The following is a 26,572-nucleotide window of genomic DNA, read 5'->3' on the forward strand; positions in this document are numbered from 1 at the left end:
CTCGTGGCGGCCGGGTCTCAGGAAGAGGGCGCGGACTCTCGGGGCGAAGATCGTCTCGCCAAAGGTTCTCCTCTTCCCCGGGAGCCCGCTGTGTCTCATCGTGCCAGCCGCCATGCCCACTTGGACGTGTCCGCGCCGATCCTCCAGGCCGTCACCGGGTGGATCGCCCGCCACCGTCGCCGCCCCGGAACTCGACCGGCGCAGCGGGCCGGCACGGTGCACACCCACGTCGCCCTCGTGCTGCGCTGGCTGCGCCACCGCCTAGACGTGCGCACCCTCGCCGGTGACGCGGGCCTGAGCGTCGCCACCGCCTACCGCTACCTGCACGAAGGCCTCGACGTGATCGCCGGACACTCGCCCGACCTCCAGGCCGTGCTCGCCGAGGCCCGAACTGTCGGGCTGCCCTTCCTCTGCCTGGACGGCACGCTGATCCCGACCGACCGGGTGGCCGCCCGCGCCGAGCGTGGCCATCACCTGTGGTACTCCGGCAAGCACCACGCCTTCGGCGGCAGCGTGCAGGTCCTCTGCGACCCCGGTGGCTTTCCGCTGTGGGTCTCTGACGTCCGGCCCGGCTCGACCCATGATCTGACCGCCGCCCGCGAGCTGGTCCTGCCGGCGCTGTACCCGCACGCCGCCCGCGGGCTGCCGGTGCTGGCCGACAAGGGCTACACCGGTGCCGGCATCGGAGTGCACGTCCCGATCAAGCACCACCCCGACGGGCCGCTGCACACCGACAACCGCTGCTACAACCGGCTGATCACCGCACTACGCGCACCCGCCGAACGAGGCCATGCCCTGCTCGGCCGCTGGCGCGCCCTCGACCGGGTCACCGTCAGCCCGCACCGCATCGGCGCCATTGTCGCCGCCGCATTGGTGCTCATCTCACTCGACCGCGGAACCAGGTGAGAAAGCCTCAGTGGGCGCGCCAGCTCGACCGCCCATCACGAACCCGCTTCTCGATGCTGCTCATGTCCGCCGCCCCTCCCCTCCGTACCCGTCTGTCCCGGGAGCGCCGCTGCGGTCAGCGACACGGGCTTCGAGCGCCTCGCGGGCGAGCTGGGAGACGGTCTTGCCCTCGTGGGCGGCGATCGCGGCGGCCCGGTCGCGGACGGCCGGGGTGATCCGGAAGGTGATGCGCGGTGAGGCGGCGGCCTCCCCGGTGAGGGAGGGGCGCCCGACGCGGCGGCGAACCTCGTCGACGATCTTCGCCGCTTTGTCCTCGGTCAGTCGGCTCCCGTCGGCCAGCCGGACGTCCTCGGCGTCGAGGTCGACGTCGGGGCCGATGGGCGTGCGGGGGGTGACGGCGGGTGGGGTGCGGTCTGCCATGGAGCTCATCCTCGGAGCTGGGTGGGCATGACGTGGATGACGAGCAGGTACGGCTGCACGGCGTCGGCCGGCCGGACCTCGAGCGCGATGATCTCCAGCTCTCGGCCCCGTTCGTCGGGTCCGACGTAGAGCCAGGCGTCGGCGCCGCTGCTGGTGGTGATCGGCCTGGGGTCGGTGCTGGCCAGCACGTGCCGTGCGGAGGTCCGGCCGATGCGGTGCCTCCTCGCCGACTGGGTGAACCGGATTTCCCAGTGGGGACTATTGTCTGACACAAGGGCCTCGTCAAGGATGACCGGCGTCGGCCTGCCGGCGTTGGGCGTCGATCCAGGCGTGCAGGTCGTCGCGGCGGTAGACGACGCGGCGGCCGAGGCGGAAGCTGTGCGGTCCGGTGCCCAGGTGGCGCCAGTACCGCAACGTGGCGACCGGAGCGCGCAGCAGCAGGGCCGCTTCGGCGATGGTGAGCAGCTCGGCGGTGTGATCGCGGCTGGGGGCTGGTCGGTCATGGCTGTCTCCGGGAGGCTCGACGGGTCTGGGCGGCTGTCCACCTGAAGAAGGCGCCGTTTTCCGGCCATTGGTGACAGCCCACAACCAACTTCTCCTGTCGACCTGCTGTCTTCCTCCGGTTGGGCTCCTGTGGTCGGTGGCTCGACAGGTGGGAGCGCCAAGTTCCTGGCCCGCCGTCGAGGCCGGCGCCGAATGTTGGCGGCCGGCAGGAGATCGGCTCTGGCAAGGACCGGTGGGGGTCGGCAGCTCCTTCAGTCGTTCTGCAGTTCTCCTGCAGTGCCCGCCCGCCGAGCCCGACAGCGGGCCGGAAAGCGGCCCCGCTCACCGCCCGAAGCTCGGTATGACCGCTGGCGCGGGCCGTGGCCCGTGACGCTCGGACTCGGGCCGCGGGACGCCCGCCGGAAAAGCGGACGGCCCCGGCGTGGCGGCTCGGTGCTGCTGGCGGCCGGCGTCGTAGTGCGCACGCCAGGTGTTGCGGGCTGCGGTGAGCCGGTCGGGTGGTTGGCTCAGCAGGGCCGGGTCGGCCTGCAGGTCGGCGATGCGGGCCCGGGCGGCGGCCAGCTCGTGCCGGGTGGCGGCGAGGTGGTGCTCAAGGTCGGCCAGCCGCCCTACCGGGTCGGGTGCCCAGGCGATCGGCCCGAGCGGGTCGAGCCGTTCGGCGCGGCGGCGATGCGCCTCGGCCAGGGCGGCCTGGGCCTGCTCGCCGGCTCGGCAGGCGGCCTCGGCGGCGGCGTGCAGCCTGACATGTTCGGGATGATCGGCTGTGGCGGTCCGGTGGGCGATCGCATCGAAGGACCGCCACAGCGCGGGCCGGTCGTCGGACCGATCAGCCACCCGCGCGAGCTGTTCGACGTCGGTGGGCAGTTCGGGCAGGTGCGGGCGCCACCGGTCGGCCCACCCGGCCAGCTGCTCTTCGGCCCGGGTGAGGGGTGCGCGCTTGAATCCCCACCAGCCGGGCCCGTCGAGCACCACCCGGGCCGCGGTGCGGGCGGCGCCGCGCTCGGCGTCCCAGGAGGCGAGCAGGCGGTCGCGGATCCGGTCGGCGTCCTCGGCACGTGCGACACTAGCGGCCTCGGCCCGCTGCGTTGCCTGCTGGGCGGCCAGGACCGCCTGCCGGTGCTCAGCCTCCAGCCGGGCGAGGTCGCCGGTGTGGGGGGTTTCCAGGGCCACGGTCTGGCGCAGGACGTCGCACCAGGGCTGCAGGACGGCCAGCCGGTCGAGGCTGCGCTGCTCGACCGTCCACGCCTGCTGCAGGTCGGCCAGCACCTGCTCCAGCGGGCGAGGTGTGGCGTAGCGGGCCGCCTCGGCCACAGCCAGCTGCGCGGCGTGGCCGGGGCCGAGGTCGGCTCGGTTGCGGCTGAACACGGCGATCCACCGCTCCCGCGCCTCGGCGAGGTCGGCGGCGATCAGGTGGGCGGTGTTGGCGGTGCGGCCGCGGGTCATCCCGACGTAGGCCGCCGCCGCCCCGATGTGCTCACCGACCAGCAGGTGCGCGGCGGGAACCGTGTCGCCTTGCGCGCCGTGCGCGGTGGAGGCGTAGGCCAGCTCGACGTGGGCGGTGACGTAGCCGGCGGGCAGCACCCGCTCCCCGGTGTCCGCGGGGGTGACACTGGACACGACAGCCCCTGGTGGGGTGACATCGGCCGGGACGACGGCCAGGTAACCGCCCTGGCCGACCGCGGTGACGGTCCAGGTGTCGCGGTTGGCCACGCCGAGGTCGCGGTCGTTGCGGCGGGTGGCGATCCGGTCCCCGACCCCGATCCGCTGCCCTGCCCCGGTGACCGCGACCCCGGTGTCGTCGACGCGGCGATCGGCGACCAGCCGCTCCCGGATGGCGTCGCTCAGCTCGGCGGCGTGCTCGCGGGTGTCGACCACTACGGCCGCCCGCTCGCCGCCGTAATGATGTGCGGCGACCAGCATGGCCAGGGCCTCCTGCAGTGCTGCCGGGTCGGGATGCAGGCGGACCTGGCCGCGGGCGGCCAGCGCGTCGAACACCGCGCCCGGGTCGTCGCCGGTGCGCATGGCCAAGGTCAGTTCGGCGTACTCGACGTCCGACACGGTTTGTCCGGTGTCATCGGTGCGGGTGAACCGGTGCACCGCATCCAGGGTCAGGTGCGCTGTCGGGTCGACCTGGCGCACGGCGAGGTCAAGGACCCCGCCGCGGCCGACCGCGGCCAGTTGGTGCCGGTCGCCGAGCAGCGCCAGCCGGGCTCCGGTCTCGTCGGCGATGGTCAGCAGCGCGCGGGCGGTGTCCTGGTCGAGCATCCCGGCCTCGTCCACCACCAGCAGATCGCCTGCGCCCAGGCGCGCCGCATCCCGCGGGCCGACGTAGGGCACGCCGGTAACCGGATCGACCTCACCGAGGGCCAGCCGGGTCCAGGCGCCGTGGTTGTTCCACCGCCAGCCGTGCTGATAGATCAGCCCCGCGGCTGACCCGGTGTGGGCGCCGACCTCGAGGAAGGCGACCTTGGCCGCCTTGAGGGTCGGGGTAACGACCACCAGCCGGCGGCCGTTCGCGTGCAGCAACGCCCGAGTGGCGGCCAGGGTGGTGGTCTTGCCCGCCCCGGCCGCACCCTCGATGGCGACCAGGAGCCGGTCGCCGGCCAGTGCGGTGACTGCCGCCGCCTGCCCGGCGTCCAATCGCCCCCGCACGGAAGCGGGCAGCGCCGGCTCATCGACAGCGGCGCCGGTCCTGCCCCGGGCGGCGAGGCGATCGGTCAGGTCGGCTTCGACGTCGAGCACCGGCTGCGAGGTCCAGGCCCGAATGTGCTCCGGGACGCCGGCTGCGTCCCGGTCCAGCAGCGGCACACACCGGGCCATCGCGCGAACGGTGAGGTCCTCGGCCAACTCGGTGCGCACGCTCGCGTCGGCGACGATGCCGGTGGCGGCGATCAGCTGCTCGATCTCGCCGCGGACGTCGGCGGCGTTCCACGCCGAGCGGGCGGCGGCCAACCGGGACAGCACCCACTCGACAGCGGCGTCACGGTCCAGGCCACCTACAGGAGTGGGGGTCAGGTCGACCGGTCGCCCGGGATCGCGGTAGCCCAGGGCGGCTAGCTCGCCCACCCACCGGGCGGTCAGATCGGTGCCCGGTCGTGGGGTGACCTTGTCCGGGCGGCCCTCGGCCCACGCCCGCGCGTCCCAGGCCCGCCGCAGCCCCGGCCCCGGCGTCTGGCCGGGGTGCGCGGCCATCCACTCCCGCTCGTACCGATCCACGTTGCGGGCGATCTGGGCCGCCCGGGCGCTGAACGCCGCAGCGTAGGCGGCCAGCTCCGGTAGGTCTCCGGTTGCGTCCATGGTGTAGCCGTGCGCGGCCAGCGCCGCACGGAACTGCGGATCGGTTGCCACCGCCGCATGTCCGATGCCGTTGATCGCGCCCAGGAAGTCGCGCACCCCGACGGTGTGCAGCCCTCGCCAGCGGCCGGCGGCGAACACCCGGGCGCCGATCTGCAGGTGCAGATGCCGGTGCGGATCCCCGGTCCGGGAGGTGTGGTGCCGCACCGTCACCGCCTCCAGGTGCTCCACGGGTACCTGCACCTGCCCACCCCGGGGCCCGACCCGGGTGGTGGCGTGCTCGGCGAGCCAGCCGATGATCTGGACGGCGGCTCGGTCCTGTGCGGCGTCGTACGCCTGCGTGATGTCGGGGTGCAGTGCGGCGGCCAGTGACCAGGATTTCGGCCCGTTGACGACCACCTCGACGAACCGCACCGCGCGGTCGTCGGTGCGCAGCCGGCCCCGCGCCATCCCGGTGTCGGGGTCGGTGCCGGCGACCCACGCCTCGTAGCCGTCTGCGGCCAGCGCAGCCAGCTCGGCCACCTGACCGTCGGCGGCGGTGTAGCGGTGGGCGAGCCCGGTGCCCTCGGTCAGGTAGTAGTCATCGGCCCTGCCCCGGTCGGCCTCCACGTAGCGGCGCGCTGCGGTAGGGGCGCCAGCGTAAATCTTTATTCCGCCGTGCATTATCAACGCCTGCCGATAATGACCAACACGTCACCCCCAGAAACGGCGATGGGCCCCGCAAAGCGGGGCCCGGACTACCTTCATTGGTAGCATGCGTGCAGTTCTTCAGTGAAGACTTGAGTGTCAGCAATCAGGGTTGGGCGTTATGGTCGGCAACTCGTCGTCGGTGTCAGCTCGTTGAGCGTTCCTGGTGATTGTTGGCGCAACCAGGATGTCGCCTCAGTTCCTGATGATGGAGTTGGGCTTCGCGATAGCACCGGTTCGCGGTCGCGCAGCAGCCTCCTGCGAAGCAGGGGCGTAGGTGTCGAGCGGCCGGCGGACGACGCGGCTCTCCCGGTCAGCGGGGCGCCCCTGTTGTCTCTCCCAGGCGGGACGGCTCACCGGGCTGGTCTTGCGGTACGGCGGCCGAGGGGCACGTGCTCTGTCCGGCGATGTTCTGGGTTGAGGTTTCGCTGAGCGGGACGCAGGTCGACCACGACGTGATCGCGAGGCAGGGGCCTGTCAGCAGTTCTGTGTAAGTGCGTGACCGGGGTGGTCATCGGTCAGGCTCGGTCGAGCCGGCCGGGGAACATGATGTCGAACTGGTTGAGCGCTGTCTTCCAGGCGTAGGGAGTGCGTCCGCCTTGGCCCTTGCGGGAGGTGCGGCCGAGTTCTCGGCAGCCGAGGTAGAGCAGCTTGATCAGGGCCTGGTCGGTCGGGAAGTGCCCGCGGGTCTTGCTGATCTTGCGGAGCTGGTAGTTGATGCTCTCGATCATGTTGGTCGTGTAGAGCACCTTGCGGACCTCGGGCGGAAAGGCGAAGAACGGGGTCACCTGCTCCCAGGCGGCCTCCCACTGCCGCTTGATCGCGGGGTACTGCCGGCCGACCTCGGAGTCGGTCCAGGCATCGAGTGCCTCGCGGGCGGCGGCCTCGGTCGGGGCGGCGTAGATCAGGCGGAGCTGGGCGGCGACGCGCTTGCGGTCTTTGTAGTTGACCCAGCGCAGGCTGGCGCGGGTCAGGTGCACGATGCAGGTCTGCACGATCGTGTCCGGCCAGACGGCGGTGACCGCCTCGGGCAGCCCGGTGAGTCCGTCGCAGACGACGATGAGGACGTCTTCGACGCCGCGGGCCTTGAGTTCGTTCATCACCCGCAGCCAGGATTTGGCGCCCTCGACTGCCTCCACCCAGATGCCCAGGACCTCCTTCTTGCCGTCGGTGTCGACCCCGACGGCCAGATGCGCGGCCTTGTTGCGCACCGTGCCGTTGTCTCTGACCTTGCAGACCACCGCGTCTAGGAAGATCACCGGCCAGACCCGGTCCAGCGGTCGGGATTGCCACTCGGCGACCTCCTCGAGCACCGAGTCGGTGATCGTGGAGATCAGGTCCGGGCTGACGGTCAGGTCGTAGATCTCGGCCAGATGGGCCTGGATGTCACGCACCGTCATGCCGCGGGCATAGACGCTGATCACCAGCGCGTCGACCCCGTCCCGGCGGCGCGTGCCCTTGGGCACGATGGCCGGGTCGAAGGTGGCGTTGCGGTCTCGCGGCACCTCCAGGTCCACGTGGCCGGCCTCGGTCAGCAGCCGCTTGGCCGTGACCCCATTGCGGGAGTTGCCGCTGCCCCGACCGGCCAGATCGCCCTCCTCATAGCCGAGGTGGTCGGTCAGCTCCTCGGCCAGCGCCCGTTCCAGCACCGCCTTGGTCATCTGCTGCAGCAGCCCGCCCTCGCCCAGCAGCTCCACGCCCTGCTCCTGAGCCTGGGCGATCAGCTTCTCGGCCAGCTGCTCGTCGACCAGGCGCTGCTCTGGCCGACGACGCTTGCCCATCGACTCAGTGTCGACCGCATCGCTCATCGCGTGTCCTCTCCGAGCCGCCCACGCGGCTCCGGTTCAGGTCACGCACTTAGCTTGGCTTTTAACCCGCCGGGCGCGCTGAGGGCGTCGCCGTGATGCTGGGCCTGGCATGAGGGCGGCCACCGCTGGATCCTTCGGAGTTGCGAGGCTTCGAAGCGACGGCGGTGGCCGTGATGAACAGTCTGATCCTGGCCGGTGGGGTTGACCAGAGCCTGACGACCGCGGGCCTGCAGCGCTTCCGCGGCGAGTTGTACCGATGCCTGGGCCGGCGGCGGGATGCGCTTTTCGAGCTGGTCGACGCGCTGCTGGCGGCGGAGGCGATGCTGTCGCTGCCGCATCTGAGCCTGGTCCCGACACACCGGCGCGGCTGGGGCAGCGTGTATGCCGCCCTGGCCGTCGGCGAGGTCGACGCCCAGCGGCTGGCCGAGCTGCTCGTCGCCCACCGGGGCGGTGGTGCGCCGGTCTTCGCGGTGGATGCCAGCACCTGGCCCCGCTGCGATGCTGAGTGCTCCCCGGGCCGGGGGTTCTACTACTCGCCGACCCGGCACTCGGCCGGGCAGCCGATCGTGGCCGGCTGGTGCTACTCCTGGATCGCCCAGTTGAGCTGGGCGCGCGACTGCTGGACCGCGCCGCTCGACGTCCGGCGGGTGGCTCCGGGCGAGGATCCCGGGCAGGCCACCGCCGCTCAGATCCGCACGTTGACCGAACGGCTCGGAGCCACGGGCTGGGTGCCGATGTTCGTCTTCGACGCCGGCTATGACCCGATCGCGCTCACCGTCGACCTGGCCGACACCGCCGTGGCGATCCTCGTCCGCATCCGCGGCGACCGGGTCTTCTACACCGATCCGGCGGCCCGGGGTCCGGGGCAGCTGGGCCGGCCGCGCCGACACGGCGCCCGATTCTGCTGCGCCGACCCGGCCGGCTGGCCGCCGCCGGACCAGATCCTGGAGTCCGGCGATGAGCAGTACGGCCGGGGTGCAGGTGACGGCCTGGGCGGGGCTGCATCCCAAGCTGGCCGGCCGCGGCCGCTGGACCGACTACGACCTACCGCCGATCGTGGCCGGCACGGTGATCCGGGTGCAGGTCGAGCACCTGCCCGGCCCTCGTGGGCGGGCGGTCAAGACGCTGTGGCTGTGGTGGACCGGACCCGGCACACCGGACCTGGATCTGTGCTGGCGGGCCTATATCCGGCGCTTCGACCTCGAGCACACCTTCCGCTTCTGCAAGCAGGCCCTGGGCTGGACCACCCCGCGGATCCGCACGCCCGAGCAGGCCGACCGCTGGACCTGGCTGGTGATGGCCGCCTACACCCAGCTGCGGCTGGCCCGCCTCATCGCCACCGACACCCGGCTGCCCTGGGAACGACGGCTACCCACCGAGCAACTGACTCCCACCCGAGTGCGCCGCGATTTCCCCCGACTGCTGGCAGAGCTAGGCACCCCGGCCAGTCCACCAAAACCCTGCGGACGCTCACCCGGACGCCCCAGAGGCAGCCGACGAGGACCAGCCCCACGCCACCCGGCGCGTCACAAGACCGCAGCCTGAGTTAAATGCCGAGCTTAGAGTGTTCGGGAACGACGCGCACCACCACGGGGTAAAAGATGGGTGAACTCCACGGGATGGCGGAGGTCGGGACGTGGGCGTTAATCGCCCCTTTCATGCGGCTTGTCCGGTGAGCCTTCTCGGCGGGCACGGGTCGGATGAGGTGCCTTAGCAGAAGATCCCCTGCGGGACGACGGCGGCTGGCTGTCCGCTCGGCTTAAGGCGCTGGGAAGGAATTGAGGCGGGCGGCACCAAGGCTGGGCAGGCCGCCGACGGCATGGGAAACGGCGGTGAAATTCTGCCAAACAGGTTGATGGTGACCGACGGCCGGATGCTCGGTGAACGCTGTGGCCCCTACTAGACGCCGCGCCGAGAGGGCTCGACGCGACCGCGCGGCCATGCCCTAATGAAGGCACGGAGACGCCGTCGTGGCGCCATCACTGTGGGGGTCGTCATGGACAGCAGGAACACTGCGGCGTGACCGCGCTAGCCGCGGTTGAAGGCGCCAACGCCTCGATGCTCCAACTCGTCGGGGCAGGGCTGTTCGGCGTCGTGCTTGGCTGGTTCGTGTACTTCGTGAACCGGCATCGCCGAGACGAGGTGGCGCTGACCGACATCGGGTCGTTGATCGCCGCCGTCGGGGCCGGAGGGGTGCTCTCTCTGTTCCCTGCCGGCACGGACCTGTTCGGCGCCTACGGCATCGGTCTCGCCGTGGGCTTCTTCTCCTACTTGATCGTCCTCGTCGTCCTGGTCCGGAGGACTCCGGACTGGTCGATGGCCTGGTTTCTAGACGGACGGCGCCCTGCACTCCGGGACGCGGAGATGGCTGGTGACGGGGACAGGCCCATGGGCGGACAAGATTCGCAAGGCTCCAACATCCGCTGATCCGGAGCAGTCATGGAATCCCGCAGACTGGCCGCCGCGGCTCTCGCCGTCGCCGAGCCGGATCCGCGGGGAGCGTTCGGTGACGATGAACTTGCCAACCTTCGCGCCAGGATCCACAACTTGCTAGCCCGCCTGCTCCGGCCGGGCAGCGCGACGCAGCTGGCGGCAGGCCTGACTCTTCGGCCAACCGTCGGCAAGCGCATCGAGCAGGAGCTGGCGGATTTGCTTGCTCAGGCCCCCGCCCTGGCGGCGGAGCTTGAGCACGCGCTGTGGCGCTTCAACCTTCTTGAGCAGGAGATACTGCGCGACCCCGTACGTGCCGTGGCCGAGCGGCGCCGCCGCAACCGAAGCATGCAGGACGAACGCACGAGGGTGGAGCTACAAAAGGACGAGGAGCGGCCGGAGGACCCCCTAGAGGAGCAGGGCGATGCTGGCCAACGTTTGGAGTGGGACCGTGGGGAGCGGCCTCAACGGCTGGAAGCTGAGCAACTTGAGGAGCTGCTCAGCGGCGGCTACCCAACCGATGTCGTCGAGGACCGCCCTTTGGAGGACGTCTACGACGGAGACAGCCTCTCAGACACCTCCGAGATCTTGCGGCCCGTCGAGCCGTCGATGAGCGACAGCGACGCAGGCGACATCGTCGGGGACCGCCCGTCGGAGGACGTCTACGAAGAAGACAGCCTCTCAAACCTCATCTCCGAAATCTTGCGGCCCGTCGAGCCGTCGATGAGCGACAGCGACGCAGGCGACGCCGTCGGGGACCGCCCGTCGGAGGACGTCTACGAATCAGAGGTCCTCGAGAATTTGCAGCCCACTGAAGTTAATTCAGAAGAGGTCCCCGACCGAGAGGAGTATGGGGAGGCCCCAGATCTTTTGAACCTGGTGCGGCGCCAACAGGAGGCACAGAACCGTGAGACGGACCCCCCGCGGGAGGAGTTGCGCTACTGGAATGATCCGATGTGGGGGCTGTGGAGCAAGCTCCGCCGACAGCAGGAGGAGGCGTCCCCGAGTCGGCCGTCCGAGCCTGAAACGCAGCCGTACTCGCCGCTGCCCACTCCCAGCTTCCCTTCAGCGTCCGACGTACCTGGCCATGTCGACGAACCGGCCCCCCCTAACAATTCACTCGTGCAACCGCGCCGGATCGTCAGCAGCGGGGTAGCCGCGGTCAAGGGAGACCACCGTCCGCTTGACTCCCGCACCGTTCTGGGCGCCGGCCGAAAGTACCTCTACTGGTTCGCCGTCGGCCCCGAGCCCAGGCCTGGACGCGTTGACGTCGGAAGAGCTCAGCTGCTCCCTGCCTTCGGGGCCTCGGCCGGTACCCGTCTCGTGGTCATCCTGTTCCCGTTCGCCGGCGGGCTGGTCCTCGACCCCGACGCGGACGAAGGGGAACTGGTCTTCCAGCAAGACGGGCCCCTGGTCGTCTCCCATTCACCGTCGCTGATCGGGCGTTCCGGGGACGAGCGGCTCCTGTTTCCGATCCGAACCCCGAAGGAGCCAGGTACCTACTCCCTGCGCAGCAGCGTTTACCTGGGCGCCCGATTGCTGCAGTCGCGGGTCCTCCAGGTGCAGGTCGGCCGTCGGCAGCAGCTGGCTCCTCATCAAGTGATCACGTCGACGACCGACTACTCGGTCTCCGAATCACTACGCGACTCGACGCTTGCCCGCATGGACCCACCGCGCGTCAGCATCCTGGTCAACGACGGCCCCAACGGTAGCCACGAGTTCCGCTTTCGCGGGGACGGCGACGTGCACGCAACTGCGTCACTCGACGGCGACATGCTCGGCAGGTTGCTGCTCAACGCTCGGACGGCTTTGGGCAGGGCTGTCTGGGGCACCGAACAACCGTGGTGCGAGGGGAACTCAGACCGCTATGCGGCCCCACGCCTGCAGCAGGAGGTCATGGCCGATCTTGTGGCGATGGCCCGCACCGGCTACCGGATCTGGTTTGCCCTGCAGGACGCCCTCGCGCGAACTGTAGCCGGGCAACTGCCGGCGCGGGAGGAGCGAACGCTGGCCGAGCGGCTGACAGCCTTACTGCAGCCGTCGGGAGCGCTGGAGCTGGCTTGTCGGCAATCGCTGCGCTTGGCCGTGCCCAGCGCACTGGTTTATGACTACCCCTTGGACTCCGGCTCGGATGACCTGCGCTTCTGTCCGGAGGCCACGCGGGCCGTGTTCGACGGCGGTGGTGACCTCACCGTGGAACCGTGCTTCGACGGGGACTGTCCACACTATGACGACCTCAACATCGTCTGCCCCGGCGGGTTCTGGGGCTACCGGCACGAGATCGGGGTACCCGTGTCGCTGAACGACGGCTCCGCCGGTGGCGCCGTTGACATCACCCCCACCATCCCCGGCGCGACGGCACCGGTCTTCGTCGTAGGCACCACGACCGATCCGTCCTTCACTGGACGGCTCCGGCACCTGGGCCGGCTGCACCAGGTCCATGTCCCGATCACCTGGCAGATCGGCGAGGAGCGGGACGTCGTGCTGCAGCTCCTGAGGAAGACCACGCCGCACGTCGTCTACTTCCTCTGCCACGGCGTCGAGAAGGACGGCCTCCCCGGCCTCGTGGTCGGGGATCCCACCCGGTCGTCGGCCATCACGCCGGACAACCTCGCCGCCTACAAGATCGCCTGGCCAGACACCCGCCCGCTCGTGGTCCTCAACGGATGCCGCACCACCGCGCTGGACCCCACGAAACCAATCAACTTCGTTGAGGCGTTCCTGCGTCATACCCACGCCTCTGGTGTGCTCGGCACCGAGGTCACCATCTTCGAGCCGCTGGCCACCGCCTTTGCCGAGGAAGTGCTGCAGCGGTTTGTGCACGACGACGTCACCCTAGGCCGCGCCGTGCGCGAGGCGCGCTTGGCCCTGCTGCGTCGTCGCAACCCGCTGGGCCTAGCCTACGTCCCCTACGCCCCGACCGAACTACAAATGACGTGAGCCGCGGCCATAGCTTCTGCACACCTGCAGCGATTGCGGCGTGCTGAATTCTCTGCGCGCCGGTGTGCGGCGACCCGCCCCAGCAAGGTGAACTCGTGAAGCGCCGAGAAGGTGCTTCACGAGGCCACCAGTTGATGCCCTATGAGGCCGATCTCGTGCGAGGAGCGTCGGGATGGATGCTAACCACAGTGCGCGCTGGCGCAACCAACATGACGACCATGGCACCCGTCACCCGTTCGTCCTCAGCGTTACCGACAACTTCGGCTCACAGTTGACCTCGGGCGGCTTCCGCCCCGACAGCAGCGGCTCCTCGATGGGCGGCAACCTGAATGTCGGCCAGATCTTGCTGCGAGGGCGCGGACGTTCGGAGACAGGACCTCATACGGCAGGTCCGTCTCGCCATCGGCTACCGCAGCGTGATTCGGGCCGCTTTCCCACAACCGGCATTGATCCGGCTGCAGCGGGCTGGGGAAGGGTGGGCCGTAGGCCCATCCCGGAGGGACGCGCAGCGCCCTTCCGGCGACCGGTGCAGCCGGCACACTCCCCGGTGAGAGGCGGCAGCTCCCGTCATCCTGCCTAGTGTCGAAGTTTGCACCTAACGATCATCAAGAGCGGGTGTTACAGGAACGGCGCGAACTCGAGCCCGGTGCTGGCGAGGAAGCCGGCCAGCAGTGCGGGGCGGTGCTGCATGCGTCTGAGCCGGGTCTTCACCAGGACGGTCAGCTCGGCGAGGGTGTGTTTGGTCAGGTTGGCCAGCGACCGCTTCAGGTGCGACCAGACCGACTCGACCGGGTTCAGCTCGTGGGCGTACGGCGGCAGCCGGAACACCGTCAACCATGGCCGAGCCGCGATGAGCTCGGTCATGGCCCTGCTGGTGTGGGTGCTGAGGTTGTCCCAGACCAGCACGATCGGTCCGCCCAGCTGTCGATGGGCGGCGTCGAGCAGGGCGGCATAGTCGGCCTCGGTGAACCCCTTGCGCCCGCCGCCGCGGCGGCCGCGATGGGTGCGGTAGAGCAGCCGCGGCCGGTGCCCGGGCTTGATCGCGACCAGCGCGGCCACCGACAGCCGCGGGCTGATCGCGGCGGTCACCCGGACCACCGGCGTGCGCCCGCGGCGGCCCCAGGTCCGTCCCTTCGGCGGCCTCAGCCCCTGGCCGGATTCGTCTTCGAAGACCAGCCAGGCGCCCAGGTCCGCCGCGGCCCTTTTATCGCCGGCCAGCTTTCCTGCCGCCAGGCGGCGATCTGCTGCTCGTCGCGCTCGGCCGCACGCCGGGCCGGCACCTGCACGCTCCACCCCATCCGGTGCAGCAGCAGGTCCAGCCCGGGCAGGGTGTAGTCCACGCCGAACCGCTCGCGCGCCACCGCGGCGATGCGCGGCAGCGTCCAGCACTGATCCGCCCAACCCCAGGCGCCCGGGCCGGCGTCGAGCAGGTCGGCCAGCTCATTCAGCTGGGCGGGGTTGAGCCGGCAGCGGGCCCCGCCCGGGCCCTTCGACGCCAGCGCCGAGCGGCCGCCTTCGGCCAGCGCGCGGCGCCACCGGTTGGCCGACATCCGCGTCACCCGGAACCGGGCGGCCACCTCCCGGTCGGTGGCGCCCTCCTCGATCCACTCCGCGGCCGCCAGCCGCACCTTCTCCCGCCGGGCGCACTCCGCGGCGGTCAGCCCACCACCCTGGGCGTACCTCATGGGTACGGCATAGCGCGCGCCGCGGTGGCTGTCAGCAGGCTACCGAACACCCGCCATTAATGATCGTTACTCCGCGCTCAGTCCGCAGGACGTTCAGCTGAGGCTCTTGATGACCGTAAATCCGCGCTGCACCGACGGCTGCACGATCAAGCCCACAGCTCGGGTCTAAATGGCCAAAGCGCGGTCCGCGAGCTGGTCTTAATGCCTGGCAAAGCACTCTCGGGTCCAGGACGAACCAGCCAGTAATCGCCGCGCCGTCGCATTTCAATCCACTGCACTTCCAAGTCGTCTTCACGGACGTGGCCCGACGTTATTGTCACGTCCGTGCTGCGGCACCAGGTTCGCAACGTTGAGCTGCTCTGCGCTCCTGCCCGGCACGGCGCGCCAAGTGGCTTAGACGTCCGTGGGCCGTTCGCGCCATCGGCGACGACCACTCGGTGCACCGGGCCAAGGCGGTGGGCCGCTTCGCCGACGCCACCAACGAGGCCGTACGTTCTGGCGCAATATCAAGCACGACGGCGTAGCTCTTGCTGCTTTCGAGGCCCGGCGTCCCGATAGGCGGTCAGGTACAGGTTCGGCAGCGAATCAATGATGTCGGTTACGACTTCCGGGAGGCCGGTCAATGACACCGCTTCACTTATTGCCCGGACGGACTGGTGTGACTGGTGGGCGTCTCGGGCGGGTTGGTTTCGAGGTTCCGACATGCATCGATCTTGTTCCACAGTGAGATGAAGTTCCTCCAAGCAGGCTTCCCGACGTTGTCCGGCGCGACCATCGCCTTCACGTAGGGTGCGTTCTGCAACAACTTTTCGATGCGAGAGCCATACAGCTCATCTGCCAACACCAACGACACCACTCCTCTATCAACGAGGTTCCCCAAGCGCTCGAACGCGGCTGTGTACCGCCTGAGCTCGATCGCATTGGGGTCGAATATGTTATTGTTGGGGACCGACACTTTGCCTTTATTCAACTCTTCCCGCAATTTCTCGAAACGTTCCTGATTAAGTAGCTGATCAAGAGCGAGCACGGCCTGCGCCTCGGAGGCGGCCTCGGCCCGCATGGCCGTTGCCTCGGCCCGCGCGGCCGTTTCTGCTGCCACTTTCAGCTGCCTCACAGCCAGCACCAGTGCAACAGCGGCGATCGGGATACCAATAAGTTGAGCAAGGTTGGCGAGGATACTTAGCCACTCTTGACACATAAGCGCCTCCCGAAGGCTCGGGTTGTCTGCACTTCCGTGCGCGTAAACCGAGATGCCTTGCTTGGCTCAGTCTCCGCCGCTCCCGCGAGCTCGTCGAGACCCTACGGAGGGCGACGAAAGTAATGGCCGCGGACGTCCTGCGCCGCCACGGCGACGCAAAGCGATCCCGGGACCTAGCCGTGGTCCGCAACTACACTGGCGGGGTGCGCAAGGTCGGCCAGTCCGGGGTCACTGACAAGCGCGCCGAACTAATCAAGGCCGATGATCAGGTGCAGCATCAGGCGCTGGTCCTCGTCGCCGATCATGCCCGCAACCTCGACCTCACTCTCGCCCGCTGGCGCGGCCGATCGGACAATCGTGCGTCCTGGCGCGCCTGCCAGCGCGGCCCGAGTCTGACGACCAGCTCCGCGAGCATTTCTCGGGACAGTCCGGTTACTCGGCGATCGGCGACAGCGGCGGCAGCGGCGGCAGGGCCAGGCTCCTGGGCACACCACGAGCCTGCTCCGTCGGTCATGAGCAGCCCGTCCCGACAACCATGCACGAGGTCGCAAGCCCAGAGGACACGACTTGAACCTGGCCATCGCAAGGCTCGCGTCAGCCAACAACCGCGATGGATTGAGTGGACGTAGAGGAACTCCCATTCCGAGGAAAAAGAGCATCGATATTGGGGTCAGCGAGAATCCTAGCCGTAATAGTGGTGCTGCCACTCTCCGTGCCGGATCCGGCTCTGCCAGTGAAGGTGAAAGTATCCGTCTCTCCAACCCGGAGGGTAGAAACGTCGCTACTAGTTGGATCAAATAAAAGGAAGCCAACTTCGCTACCTGCGGCTATCGGATCACCACTGATATCGGTTGCCGATCCGTTGGTCGGCACTCGAATTTTGATCACGTCAGGATTCGCGACGCGGATTGAGAACCGCACATTGCTTAAAGCGATGCCACCGTTGTCCGCCGGTGCATTGGTCACCGTCACCGTGAATTTGAAGGTTTCTCCCGGGTTTATTGATTCACCATTGTCTGGCTTTGGAGGGGATACGGTCACTGTCACCTTGTCATTCAGATAGGCCTTCACTGCCTGAGGCAGGTCGGAAAGGTTAAGAGCCATAGCCATTCCTCCGTGCAGGATGAGTGTGGACTTGAGTGCCCATCTTCACCCGCCAGCGTCACCACAGTGTCAACGATGCGTCACTGTCTTCGCGGTCACCGTCAAGCTGATAGGCGGGCGGAGCCTGTCTCTGGTGCCACATTCGGGGATACAGGCCACCGGACGGACGGTTGCGGCCGGAGCGGACCCGGTCGATGTTGTCGCCGGCGACGATGAGCAGCTCGGCAGCGGTGTCGGCGCCGATGCCGAAGGCCGCGACCAACTGCGGCACGAGCTGCCCGGTGAGTTCTGCCAGCAGCACCTCATGGGCCTTCATCTCCTCGTGCAGCTGCTACCAGCGTCGATCGATGGAGCGCAGCGTGTGCTTGGTCGCGGCGGCCACGGTGGTCACCCAGCCGGGACGCAGGCCGGCGCGGTGGTCGATCAGCGCCATCGTCGACAGCGGCTGCAAGGGACTGCTGCAGCTTCGGTTGCTGGCGGTTGGGACTGATCATGCCGCGACGGCGGCGTCTTGATCGGTGAAGACGAGTTCGTACTCGACCGGGGTGACTTGCCGAGGGCGCGTTGGCGCCGTCGGCGGTTGTCGGTGCGCTTGATCCAGAACAGGATCGCGGCGTGCAGCTCGTCGCGGGTGCGCCAGCGGCGGCGATCCAGGACGTTCTTCTGCAGGAGGGCGTACCAGGACTCCATGGCGGCGTTGTCGCCGGCCGAGGCGACTCGGCCCATCGATCCTTACAGCCCGGCGGCGGTCGGCACGGCGCGGAAGTATCGTGCTCGGAATTGGGCGGATTCAACCGGTCGTCGCAACACCTTGACGAGGAGGTGTCGCGGTGGCCTACGGAAGGCGTCAGCAGCAGGTCCGTCTGTATCGAGGGCAGATCCCGTCGCCGGGCCGCCCGACGGCGGCGTGGCGACAGGATCGGGTGAAGTTCTGGTTGGCGATCACTCGCGGGGTCAAGACCGAGCATGCGGCGGCCGAAACGGGCGTGTCTTCGCCCGTGGCGTTTCGGTGGTTCCGTCACGCTGGCGGGGTGAATCCGGGCCTGCCCGCGACGGTGTCGGGCCGGTAGTTGTCTTTCCGCGAGCGCGAGGACATCGCTTTTGTGGCGCGCGCAGAATGTCACTATTCGAGAAATCGCCCGGCGACTGAATCGTGTGCCCTCAACGGTCTCCCGTGAGCTTCGCCGGAACGCCTCCACCCGGGCCCACCGTCTGGACTATAAGCCGCGGCGTCCTCAGAGCCGGTCGGTCCAGGTGTCCTCGTCGCGGCTGCCCCAACTGGTCGATGAACGCGTCTGCGGCGCAGACGTGGGAGTCAACTGGCCTAGCGCGCGCAGCGCCTCTGCGCGCGTCAGCGAGCGCAAAGAGTCAACAGGCCGCCCTACGGCGGCCTCAATGGCCTGTTGACGCTCCGCCATGGACGCGAAGCCTTGGGCGGTGAGCGCTCCCCGGAGGGACTCGACGAGCCAGTCGGCACGTGGTTGTTCGGTAGGGAGGGGCGGGGTCGGCGCGCTGGGTGGATCCTCGCCGAACAACGAGAGGTCGCCTGACATGGCGCAATTCTACGAGCGCGTCGGTGACCGCTGGGCCGAAGGTCGAGGGATCCACCACGCCAGTCTCATCGCACCCCGGGCGGTCAACTCCGCGGCCAGCAGTTGGCGAGGACACACTCGCCCGTACATATCCGCCGCCAGCAGTTGGCGAGGACAGAGCACCCGTAGATGAAGGACGTTCCCTACGGGCGCGTCCGACCTCGCTCCGACTCTTCACGCGAGCCTGGGTAGTGCGGTCCACTGGGAAGCCAGCCAGCTCCACCGGAGAGCGCACTCGAGTCTTGAATGTCGCCCCACTCCCCATACCGGTTGTCGAACATCTGGGCTACATCTTCAAACAAGTCAGCGCCGCCACCGCACAAGCCCTTGCTCAACAACGGGTGTTCATCGCCGGCGTTCCGCACCTCTCTGCGGATCGCCTTTCCCACCGTCGTTCTACGCTGACCACCAGGGCCAGCACTCTCAATCCGCAGGTACGGATACCGCTCGCCCCAAGCCTTATAGTGCACCTGCCTGAAGTAGGTGCTAGCAACACCGACGAGGTACTGCCAGCGCTCCCACGCACGGTCAAACGACTCCTGCCATGCGTCGTCGTTCAGTGCGCCCTCGAGGTACTGCCGCAGTCGCTGAGCCGACCAGCCATCCGAATACATCAGGTCGGAGGTCAGCAGGGTGACCGCTGGGCCGTCGTCCTCACGGGATGGATCGTCGACTTCCAGCGCATCTGAAAGCAGCAGCGCCAGCAGCTCGTCGCGCCTCCCAGCGCATGCCCCCAAACCGGCCGCTGTGAACACAAGCACCGCGGGCGCACGCATGAGGTCAATGAGCTTCGTGTAGCCGCTCGCGCGAGGCGCCTGGTTCAGCTCAGTGATCAGCTCCAGCAGGTGCCGGTCGAGGTCAGGTGATCCCCAGCGCGCAGCAGCAGCAACGAGCTGCACAAGTCGACGAGCCGCGTCCTCCAACGCGGCCAGTCTCCGCTGGTACTCCGCCTGAAGGTCCGGCATGCCGTCGAACTCTCCTCGACCTTGGACGAAGGGGATGGCTTTGACCGCCCAAACCGCGTCACTGATTGCGCGCTCGACTCGTGCAGCGCCGGCGGGCGCGGCAAGTGCTTCGCGCAGGTCGTCTGACGTCGATGTGCCCCTGAGCACTACGGCCGGGCGTCTATCACCCTCCTGATCGGACTCGGTAGCACCGCGGACCCATCCGGGTCGCGGCTGCATGCGCATCGCCTCGGGGATGGACGCAAGAACCTTCTGGGCCAGGTCCGCGGCGTTGGTCCAGAACTGCACGGTGTGGCGCTCGCTGTCGCGCACCTTCGTCCAGAAGGCGTCGCGCTGCTTTCCCTTCTTGCCGGTGTCGTACTGGTTGGCGGGCAGCCTGGACGGCTCCGCATGCAGGAACGGTAGGACCGGGATGCCCAGCTCCAGCGCATAGTCGTACTCGCGCTCGGTGTAGCTACGACCGTCGCCGCCCACGCTTGAGCCGTAGCGCCCCGCGAGGAGAAGGATCATGTAGTCGGTGGTGTCGAGGGCGGACTTGATGACGTCCCACGGAGGCAGCCCGCTCGCGGTGAAGAGTTCCATGCCGGCCGGGATGCAGCGCAGCCTAAGCAGTTGCTCGGTCACCTGCTGGCGCTCCTCAATCAGGTCGGTGTAGGTGGAGCTGACGAAGACCTGGAAGCGCTTGTCGATCACCTCCGAGACTTACCACGCGCTCGCGGCGGTTCCGGTCATTGCTTCGAGCGCCGCGCCGTTGTCACACCCCCCGGCCAGACTTCTTCCGATATGGGGTGGTTATCGGTAGTAGGAGGCCAGGCAGTGGGAACGTGACAGAACACCGCTGAGCGAGACCGCGAAGCGGTTCTCGACGTGCATCGCCGACAGCCTTGAGCAGCCGCCGTGTGGTGCTCCGGCCACGACACTGCTGACCCTCACCTGCGCTGCTCGCCACCGGCGGCTGCTGAGCACCTGTGACGAGCACACCGCCGTCGCGCGGGAGATCGAGCCCGCGGCACTGGGGCCGTGTCTGGCCTGCGAGCACGTCACCGGCGTCGACGAGCCCATGGCAATCGCCGCGATCGAACCCTGGGGCGCCGAGCACCCGGTGATCGTGGGGCTCGAACGTGACCGCCGAGAGCTGGACCAGCTGTGAGCATCGAGCCACTCACTGACCTCGCGGACACGAGCACCGTTCCCGCGGTGCTCGAGGACGCGCCGGCGGCCGTCGTGCTGGCCGCACTCGCGACCGAAGGCTAACGCCTCGACGAAGCGGCGCGGGCTCGCCGCACGTGGAAGAGCTACCAGGGCGACTGGACGCACTTCACCGAGTGGTGCGCCAGCGTCGACCTCGACCCGCTGCCCGCAGCACCCTCGACCGTCGCGCTCTATCTGACCGACGCCTCCCGCACCTTCAAGGTCTCCACGCTGCGCCGGCGCCTGGCTGCGACCAGCGTGGTCCACCAGGGCTACGGGCACCCCTCCCCCACGGCCGACGTCGCGGTTCGCACCCGCATGAAGGGCATCGCGCGGGACAAGGCCGACGAGTCCGTCACGCGCAAGGCTCCGGCGTGGGGCCGTGACGTGCGGCGCATGGTGGCCGACCTCGGCGACGACGCCCGCGGCGCCCGGGAGCGCGCGCTGCTCACCATCGGCTTCGCCGGGGGCTTCCGCCGCTCCGAGCTCGTCGGCCTCGACGTCACCGACGTGACCGAGACCAACGACGGCCTGGTGGTGCGCATCCGTCGATCCAAGACCGACCAGGAGGGCACCGGACGCACCATCGGCATCCCCTACGGCTCGCACCCGTCGTCGTGTCCGGTGCGCGCGTTCCGCGCGTGGCGGCAGATCAACGACGGCCTATCAGGGGCGTTGTTCCGGCGCATCCACGGCCAAGCCACCCTCGGGAAGCGCCTCACCGACCGCAGCGTCGCGTTGATCGTGAAGGCCAGCGCCGAACACATCGGCCTGGACCCCGCCGACTTCGGTGGGCACTCGCTGCGCGCCGGCTTGGTCACCTCGGCCGCCGACGGCGGCGCCAGTGAGGCCGCGATCATGGAACAGACCGGCCACCGCTCTACCAAGCAGCTGCGCGACTGCCACTTGGTCGCCGACCCTCGGTCGTCGAGGTCGATGAGCCGGACGCGCATCCCGTCCATCGCAGCGGCGGTCGCGAGATTCACGGCCGTGGTCGTCTTCGTCGTCCCGCCCTTGGAGTTGAGGACGGCGGTAATCCTGTTGGCGGTCAAGTGGGGCCTCCCTTCAGCGCTGCGATGGGGAGCACCACAACGATTTTGAGGCGGAACGCTAGCCAGGTACCTCGGGTATCTGGGGGACCCCAGGCACCTCAGGTAGCCGGCCACTCTCTTCGAATGCGGCGCCGAAGGCGCCCGGCCAGTGGTCCTGGCCGGGACACCCGACCCCGCGCCTGGCCGGCAGGTTTGTGCTCCCCCGATTGGACTCGAACCAATGAGGTTTTCTCACTAGCTTTGGTGGCCTGATCGGCGTTGCTGCTGGTCGCAGCCGGGGTTGGTGGATTCAGCTGGTCGTCGCAACACCGGCTGATTGATCGGCGCAGAGTAGCCGGTCGAGCTCTCGGCGGGTGTGCGGAATTCCAAGGTCTTGCGAGGTTGACCGTTGAGCTTGTCGGCGATCGTGTCGAGGTCGTTGGCGGTGTGCTGCGAGAGGTCGGTGCTCTTGGGTAGGTACTGGCGCAGCAGGCCGTTGGTGTTCTCGTTGCTGCCGCGCTGCCAGGGCGAGTGCGGATCGCAGAAGTAGACCGGCAGGTCGGCGGCGATGGTGATCTCGGCGTGCCGGCGCATCTCAAGGCCCTGGTCCCAGGTCAGCGAGCGGCGCAGGACGGCCGGCAGAGTGGTGATCTTGTCGGTGATGGCGTCGCGGACGGCTTCGGCGTCGAACCCGTCGGGTAGGTGCAGCAGCAGGAGGAAGCGGGTGGAGCGCTCGACCAGCGTGCCGACCGCGGTCTTGCCGTTCTTGCCGATGACGAGGTCGCCCTCCCAGTGCCCGGGCACCGCCCGGTCCTCCACCTCCGGCGGCCGCTGGCTGATCATCAGCTTGTTCTTGATCCGTTCACGGCGGCCATCGGCGCGGCGGTGGGGTTTGCGCAGTGCCCGGCCGGTGCGTAGGCAGACGGCCAGCTTGCGGCGCAGCGCACCCCGGCCCTGCACATAGATCGACTGGTAGATCGCCTCGTGGCTGATCCGCATGGACTCATCGTCGGAGAACTCCACCCGCAGCCGGCGGGCGATCTGCTCAGGACTCCACTGCAGCCGCTCGAGCTTGTCGGCCACCCAATCGCGTAACCGCGGATGCACGACCAGCTTGGCCGGCTTGGGCCGGCGGGCCCGGGCATCGGCGCGGGCCTGGGCCAGGGAGGCCCGATAGCGACCCCGCGGCCTGCGGTTGAGGCAGCCACGGGCCAGTTCCCGGCTGATCGTCGAGGGACTTCGGCCCAGTCGTCGGGCGATCTCCCGAACGCCCAGACCGGCCGCTCGGTGCAGCGAGATCTCCTCCCGCTCCCCCAACGACAGAGAGCGGCCAGTCGGCTCGGCCACGGTCATCGGCGGCATGCCGCCAGCCTCAATGAACCAGCGCATCCCGGTTCTGCGGTCGATGTCGACCGCCGCGGTCGCCGCTTCGGTCGAGGACCCGGCGACGATCAGCCGCCAGAACCGCCGACGCAGCTCCATCGGCAGTGGAACAGCCCCGGTCACGCCCATCGACAGCACCTCCTCCCACCGAGGTGTTGCGACGACTCCTAGAACTCACGGTTGTAGAAAAGGGCGCGGGCTCTCGGGGTGAAGATCGTCTCGCCAAAGGCCGATCTCCACTTCCCCGGGAGCCCGCTGTGCCTCATCGTGCCAGCCTGGACGTGTCCGCCGCGGTGTTGAAGGCGGTGACCAGCTGGATCGCCCGGCACCGCCGGCGGCCCGGAACCCGTCCCGCGCAGCGGGCCGGCACGGTGCACGCCCAGGTCGCCCTCGCCCTGCGCTGGCTGCGCCACCGCCTGGATCTGCGCACGCTCGCCGGCGACTCCGGCCTGAGCATCGCCACCGCCTACCGCTATCTGCACGAAGCACTCGACGTGATCGCCGCGCGCCTACCCGAACTGCACGACGTCCTGGACCGCGCGCACGCCGCCGGGCTGCCCTACGTGAGCCTGGACGGCACGCTCATCGCGACCGACCGGGTCGCCGCCCGCGCCGACCGAGGACATCACCTCTGGTACTCCGGCAAGCACCACGCCTTCGGCGGCAACGTGCAGGTCATCTTCGACCCGACCGGCTTTCCGCTGTGGGTCTCCGCCGTCTGTCCCGGCTCGACCCACGACCTGACCGCCGCCCGCGAACTAGTGTTGCCCGCGCTGTACCCGCACGCTGCCCGTGGACTGCCGGGGCTGGCCGACAAGGGCTATACCGGCGCCGGTGTCGGCATCCACGTTCCGACCCGCCGCCAGCCCGAGGGCCCGCTGCACACCGACAACCGCTGCTACAACCAGCTGCTCACCGCGCTGCGCGCACCGACCGAACGCGGCAACGCCCTGCTCGGCCGCTCGCGCGCCCTAGACCGCGTCACCGTCTGCCCGCAACGCATCAGCGTCATCGCCGCTGCTGCACTTGTCCTGACCTCACTTGACTGCGGAAGCAAGTGAGAAAACCTCAGTGTCGGCGGCCGCTACGTCACTTGGCCGGCAGCGCCGCTCTCTGGATGGGTGAGGGCGACATACCTGGCGTACTGGGTCGCCGCCGCGGCGTGCCGATCCATCTCTTGATAGCTCTAGCCGAGCATCTCGGCCATGAGCGGAGCAGGTACCTCGGCGACGAGTCCGCGGAGGGCGGCGTTCCGAGCGCCCAGGAGGCTGATTCTGAGGCTGCGGAGTCGATCCATGAGGGTTTGCGGGTGCACGTGCCGACCCGCCCGGGTGCTAGGGAACAGCCACGGCTGTCGCCGTGGTTGCCGGTGCTTAGGTTGGGACGGTGAGCTGAGGTTTGAATCCCGGAACCGCTGCTGGGATACCGGGCCGGTGTCAGGCGGCGGGTCCGAGGGTGACGGTCTGTCCGAGCTTCTCCAGTTCGTGGAGGACTTTGCGGATGCGGTGCTCGCGCGAGCGTCGGCGGTGGGCCCAGTCCGGTCCTACGTTGGCGTAGTCGACGCCGTCGTGGACGACGTGCCAGTACGCGATGAGCAGTTCGTGGCGGGTGGCCGCGATCGCCTTGGCCACCCCCCGGGTAGCCTGGTTTCACCGACCATCACGCGATGGCCCCTCTGACCGCTGTGTTGGCGGCCGTTGCGCTATGCAAGTCCTCACCTACCGACATGCATACTCAATAGTGCAGTCAGGGGACAATGATTCCCTCTGAGTATACATTTCGCTCGTTGACTTTCACTTCGAATGCGCGGATTATCAACAACTCGGTCATATACCTGACGCCTATCTGCACGGAGGTGAGTCGATTTCCATCTATGAGCTGGAATCTATACCACACACTGCGGTGCAAAAGTCGCTGACCAGAGCTCCGAACCTCCACTTCGGATCCGGTAAGCCTGTGGCCATCCACTGACAAGAAGTGGGCACCCGTGTGCAGAGTTCGATAATGAACCAGGTACTGGTCATGGCGGAGAGATATCATTAAGGCCCGAGTGCGCCGGTCGCTATGCTTGATCTGCACTCTAGCCGATTGCCCTAGTTGCCCGCTCAGGATCAGCTCTGCCCCAGTGATGACCTTCTTGATGTCGCTTGGGTAATCTTCGTGTCGCAGCCGTACCGCGGGTTGAAGATGGAGCTCGGCGAGCGTTTCAGGAAGTTCATCTGGGGCGGGCATCCCCGTATCCTCGAGCAGAACTGGCATTATCGGTATGTTGCGACTGAGGGCAGTTTCTAGTTCATGCCGAACATAATCTCGCTCGTTCTTCAGACGCGTCCGTCCGGACGCACGGTCGACGGGGTTCCACTTGCCCCCAATCACCGCAAGGACGAGGATTCCGCGATCGATGGGACGGTTGACGCCGGCTATAAAGTCCTCGATCTGCTTTACAAAGTTTACTCCCGGTTCCACGGCTTCAGTGTCGAAGAATATGGTCCAGTCGTGACAGCGAGCAGAAAGAGTTGCATGCAGCCTCCCCGCCTGGTCCTTTTCCGCTCGCCGATAGCTGATGAATACGTCTTTGCCCGCCGCTGAGGAGTTGCTCATCGCTCTGGAGATAGGGGCACGCGTGAAGCATCACCTACTGCATCACTGTTATCCGTTGCAATTGTCTGATGCTTCGCAATATCCACCAGCCCCCACGCCAGCGCCACCTAAGCCTGTCCCAGGGTGGTCTCGAAGAACACCGTCCCCGTTGTGAATCACGGTGGTGCCGTGCTCTACCACCCGGCTGGCCGCGCCACCACAGCTAGGAGCAGCAATCAGAGGGGATGCCAGGGCAATAAGCACAACTATTGCCCTGGTGTGACCAGGCTGCTTCATCGGTTCACCAACCTCTCGGTCATGGCAGCAGCGGGAGCCTACCCCCGCGTGGATAGAGTCACTACCCCTTATTGCGCCGCCTGGATCGTGGACGACGGTTGTATTCATCACCCAGTTAGCACATGGCCCCACCGGCGGCCACGAGCCTTCCGCGCCTCAGTTCCAGCACTTGCTGGCGGAGATGATGGGCCCCAAGCGTCACGGCGCCGTCACGTCCACGCCGCGATCGTCAGGACGCGCCTGGGGGAGGCGGTGTGTGACGCGGCCGAGCGGTACCGAGTTCAGCGGAGGCTCGGAACTGACGGGGCGACGGTAGTCGCCGCGGAGTTGTGCCGGTGAAAGTTGTCCTCGTGCTCGGGCCGGTGGGACCAGTTCGATTTCGCTGTGCAGACGTCGGTGGTTGAACCAGTCGATTTACCCGGCCACGGCGATCTCGAGGTCGTCGATGCTCTTCCAGGGGCCGAGGCTGCGGACCAGTTCGTCCTTGAGCAGCGAGTTGAAGGCCTCGGCCAGAGCGTTGAAGCTGAGGTGTGAATGCCGGAACCGCTGCTGGGATG

The 26,572-nt window shown here is 68.2% G+C and carries 20 protein-coding genes and 5 pseudogenes; 9 read left to right on the forward strand and 16 right to left on the reverse strand.

Translation table 11 applies throughout. From position 1 onward, the window contains the following. Positions 1-90 precede the first annotated feature (90 nt). Positions 91-906: a transposase family protein gene (locus tag ACWIZO_RS01250; RefSeq protein ID WP_448638242.1), complete on the forward strand. Its 816-nt coding sequence runs from the start codon at positions 91-93 to the stop codon at positions 904-906. Positions 907-966: 60 nt separating this feature from the next. Here ACWIZO_RS01250 and ACWIZO_RS01255 read toward each other — a convergent pair whose 3' ends face one another. The 5 genes from ACWIZO_RS01255 to ACWIZO_RS01275 all read right to left on the reverse strand — a co-directional run bounded on the left by ACWIZO_RS01255 (position 967) and on the right by ACWIZO_RS01275 (position 7,592). Continuing rightward, complete coding sequence (locus ACWIZO_RS01255) at positions 967-1,326, reverse strand: hypothetical protein (RefSeq protein WP_448640757.1); 360 nt, start codon at positions 1,324-1,326, stop codon at positions 967-969. A gap of 5 nt (positions 1,327-1,331) precedes the next feature. Further along, positions 1,332-1,514 (reverse strand): hypothetical protein, encoded by a 183-nt coding sequence (locus ACWIZO_RS01260; RefSeq protein ID WP_448640758.1) that lies wholly within the window; start codon positions 1,512-1,514, stop codon positions 1,332-1,334. A 94-nt stretch (positions 1,515-1,608) separates the two neighbouring features. Next, positions 1,609-1,791 (reverse strand): helix-turn-helix transcriptional regulator, encoded by a 183-nt coding sequence (locus ACWIZO_RS01265; protein WP_448642910.1) that lies wholly within the window; start codon positions 1,789-1,791, stop codon positions 1,609-1,611. 360 nt (positions 1,792-2,151) lie between these two features. Continuing rightward, on the reverse strand, positions 2,152-5,787 hold the full coding sequence (mobF, locus tag ACWIZO_RS01270) for a MobF family relaxase (RefSeq protein ID WP_448640759.1): 3,636 nt from the start codon (positions 5,785-5,787) through the stop codon (positions 2,152-2,154). Between the two features lie 542 nt (positions 5,788-6,329). Next, positions 6,330-7,592: an IS256 family transposase gene (locus ACWIZO_RS01275; RefSeq protein ID WP_448642911.1), complete on the reverse strand. Its 1,263-nt coding sequence runs from the start codon at positions 7,590-7,592 to the stop codon at positions 6,330-6,332. A gap of 200 nt (positions 7,593-7,792) precedes the next feature. Here ACWIZO_RS01275 and ACWIZO_RS01280 point away from each other — a divergent pair. The 4 genes and pseudogenes from ACWIZO_RS01280 to ACWIZO_RS01295 all read left to right on the forward strand — a co-directional run. Further along, positions 7,793-8,500 (forward strand): annotated as a pseudogene (locus tag ACWIZO_RS01280) (transposase); the annotation flags it as partial. Positions 8,501-8,576: 76 nt separating this feature from the next. Next, positions 8,577-9,164 carry a hypothetical protein gene (locus ACWIZO_RS01285; RefSeq protein WP_448643018.1) on the forward strand — a complete coding sequence of 196 codons (588 nt, stop codon included), beginning with the start codon at positions 8,577-8,579 and terminating at the stop codon, positions 9,162-9,164. A gap of 474 nt (positions 9,165-9,638) precedes the next feature. Further along, a complete protein-coding gene (locus ACWIZO_RS01290; RefSeq protein WP_448640760.1) occupies positions 9,639-10,046 on the forward strand; it encodes a hypothetical protein in 408 nt (135 codons plus the stop codon). Positions 10,047-10,058: 12 nt separating this feature from the next. After that, on the forward strand, positions 10,059-12,989 hold the full coding sequence (locus ACWIZO_RS01295; protein ID WP_448640761.1) for a CHAT domain-containing protein: 2,931 nt from the start codon (positions 10,059-10,061) through the stop codon (positions 12,987-12,989). Positions 12,990-13,607: 618 nt separating this feature from the next. Here ACWIZO_RS01295 and ACWIZO_RS01300 read toward each other — a convergent pair. The 6 genes and pseudogenes from ACWIZO_RS01300 to ACWIZO_RS01325 all read right to left on the reverse strand — a co-directional run. Further along, the gene (locus tag ACWIZO_RS01300; protein ID WP_448642912.1) at positions 13,608-14,222 is read right to left on the reverse strand and encodes a transposase; all 615 of its coding nucleotides are present in this window, start codon (positions 14,220-14,222) and stop codon (positions 13,608-13,610) included. After that, on the reverse strand, positions 14,132-14,674 hold the full coding sequence (locus tag ACWIZO_RS01305; RefSeq protein ID WP_448640762.1) for a winged helix-turn-helix domain-containing protein: 543 nt from the start codon (positions 14,672-14,674) through the stop codon (positions 14,132-14,134). The genes ACWIZO_RS01300 and ACWIZO_RS01305 overlap by 91 nt, the downstream gene beginning before the upstream one ends. Positions 14,675-15,311: 637 nt before the next feature. Further along, positions 15,312-15,872, reverse strand: coding sequence for a hypothetical protein (locus tag ACWIZO_RS01310; protein ID WP_448640763.1), 561 nt, complete (start codon positions 15,870-15,872; stop codon positions 15,312-15,314). A gap of 594 nt (positions 15,873-16,466) precedes the next feature. Further along, the gene (locus ACWIZO_RS01315) at positions 16,467-16,976 is read right to left on the reverse strand and encodes a hypothetical protein (protein WP_448640764.1); all 510 of its coding nucleotides are present in this window, start codon (positions 16,974-16,976) and stop codon (positions 16,467-16,469) included. A gap of 58 nt (positions 16,977-17,034) precedes the next feature. Next, positions 17,035-17,292, reverse strand: a complete 258-nt coding sequence (locus ACWIZO_RS01320; RefSeq protein ID WP_448640765.1) for a hypothetical protein — start codon at positions 17,290-17,292, stop codon at positions 17,035-17,037. A gap of 174 nt (positions 17,293-17,466) precedes the next feature. After that, positions 17,467-17,783, reverse strand: a pseudogene (locus ACWIZO_RS01325) (IS3 family transposase); the annotation flags it as partial. Between the two features lie 23 nt (positions 17,784-17,806). Between ACWIZO_RS01325 and ACWIZO_RS01330 the strand changes: the two are divergent. After that, a pseudogene (locus tag ACWIZO_RS01330) lies at positions 17,807-18,296 on the forward strand (helix-turn-helix domain-containing protein); the annotation flags it as partial. Positions 18,297-18,711: 415 nt separating this feature from the next. Here the strand turns inward: ACWIZO_RS01330 and ACWIZO_RS01335 are convergent. After that, entirely contained in the window at positions 18,712-20,226 is a 1,515-nt protein-coding gene (locus ACWIZO_RS01335; protein ID WP_448640766.1) for a DUF4062 domain-containing protein, read from the reverse strand. Between the two features lie 894 nt (positions 20,227-21,120). Here ACWIZO_RS01335 and ACWIZO_RS01340 point away from each other — a divergent pair. Further along, a pseudogene (locus tag ACWIZO_RS01340) lies at positions 21,121-21,600 on the forward strand (site-specific integrase); the annotation flags it as partial. Positions 21,601-21,689: 89 nt separating this feature from the next. Here the strand turns inward: ACWIZO_RS01340 and ACWIZO_RS01345 are convergent. After that, positions 21,690-21,890: pseudogene (locus tag ACWIZO_RS01345) on the reverse strand (hypothetical protein); the annotation flags it as partial. Positions 21,891-22,010: 120 nt separating this feature from the next. After that, positions 22,011-23,267, reverse strand: a complete 1,257-nt coding sequence (locus ACWIZO_RS01350) for an IS30 family transposase (protein ID WP_448640767.1) — start codon at positions 23,265-23,267, stop codon at positions 22,011-22,013. 128 nt (positions 23,268-23,395) lie between these two features. Between ACWIZO_RS01350 and ACWIZO_RS01355 the strand changes: the two genes are divergently transcribed. After that, the gene (locus tag ACWIZO_RS01355) at positions 23,396-24,199 is read left to right on the forward strand and encodes a transposase family protein (RefSeq protein ID WP_448640768.1); all 804 of its coding nucleotides are present in this window, start codon (positions 23,396-23,398) and stop codon (positions 24,197-24,199) included. Positions 24,200-24,574: 375 nt separating this feature from the next. Here the strand turns inward: ACWIZO_RS01355 and ACWIZO_RS01360 are convergent, their stop codons facing one another. Beyond that, a complete protein-coding gene (locus tag ACWIZO_RS01360; RefSeq protein WP_448640769.1) occupies positions 24,575-24,769 on the reverse strand; it encodes a hypothetical protein in 195 nt (64 codons plus the stop codon). A 115-nt stretch (positions 24,770-24,884) separates the two neighbouring features. Next, positions 24,885-25,739, reverse strand: a complete 855-nt coding sequence (locus ACWIZO_RS01365) for a toll/interleukin-1 receptor domain-containing protein (protein WP_448640770.1) — start codon at positions 25,737-25,739, stop codon at positions 24,885-24,887. 660 nt (positions 25,740-26,399) lie between these two features. Between ACWIZO_RS01365 and ACWIZO_RS01370 the strand changes: the two genes are divergently transcribed. Continuing rightward, complete coding sequence (locus ACWIZO_RS01370) at positions 26,400-26,549, forward strand: hypothetical protein (RefSeq protein ID WP_448640771.1); 150 nt, start codon at positions 26,400-26,402, stop codon at positions 26,547-26,549. Positions 26,550-26,572 lie beyond the last annotated feature (23 nt).

Source organism: Geodermatophilus sp. URMC 63 (assembly GCF_053502565.1).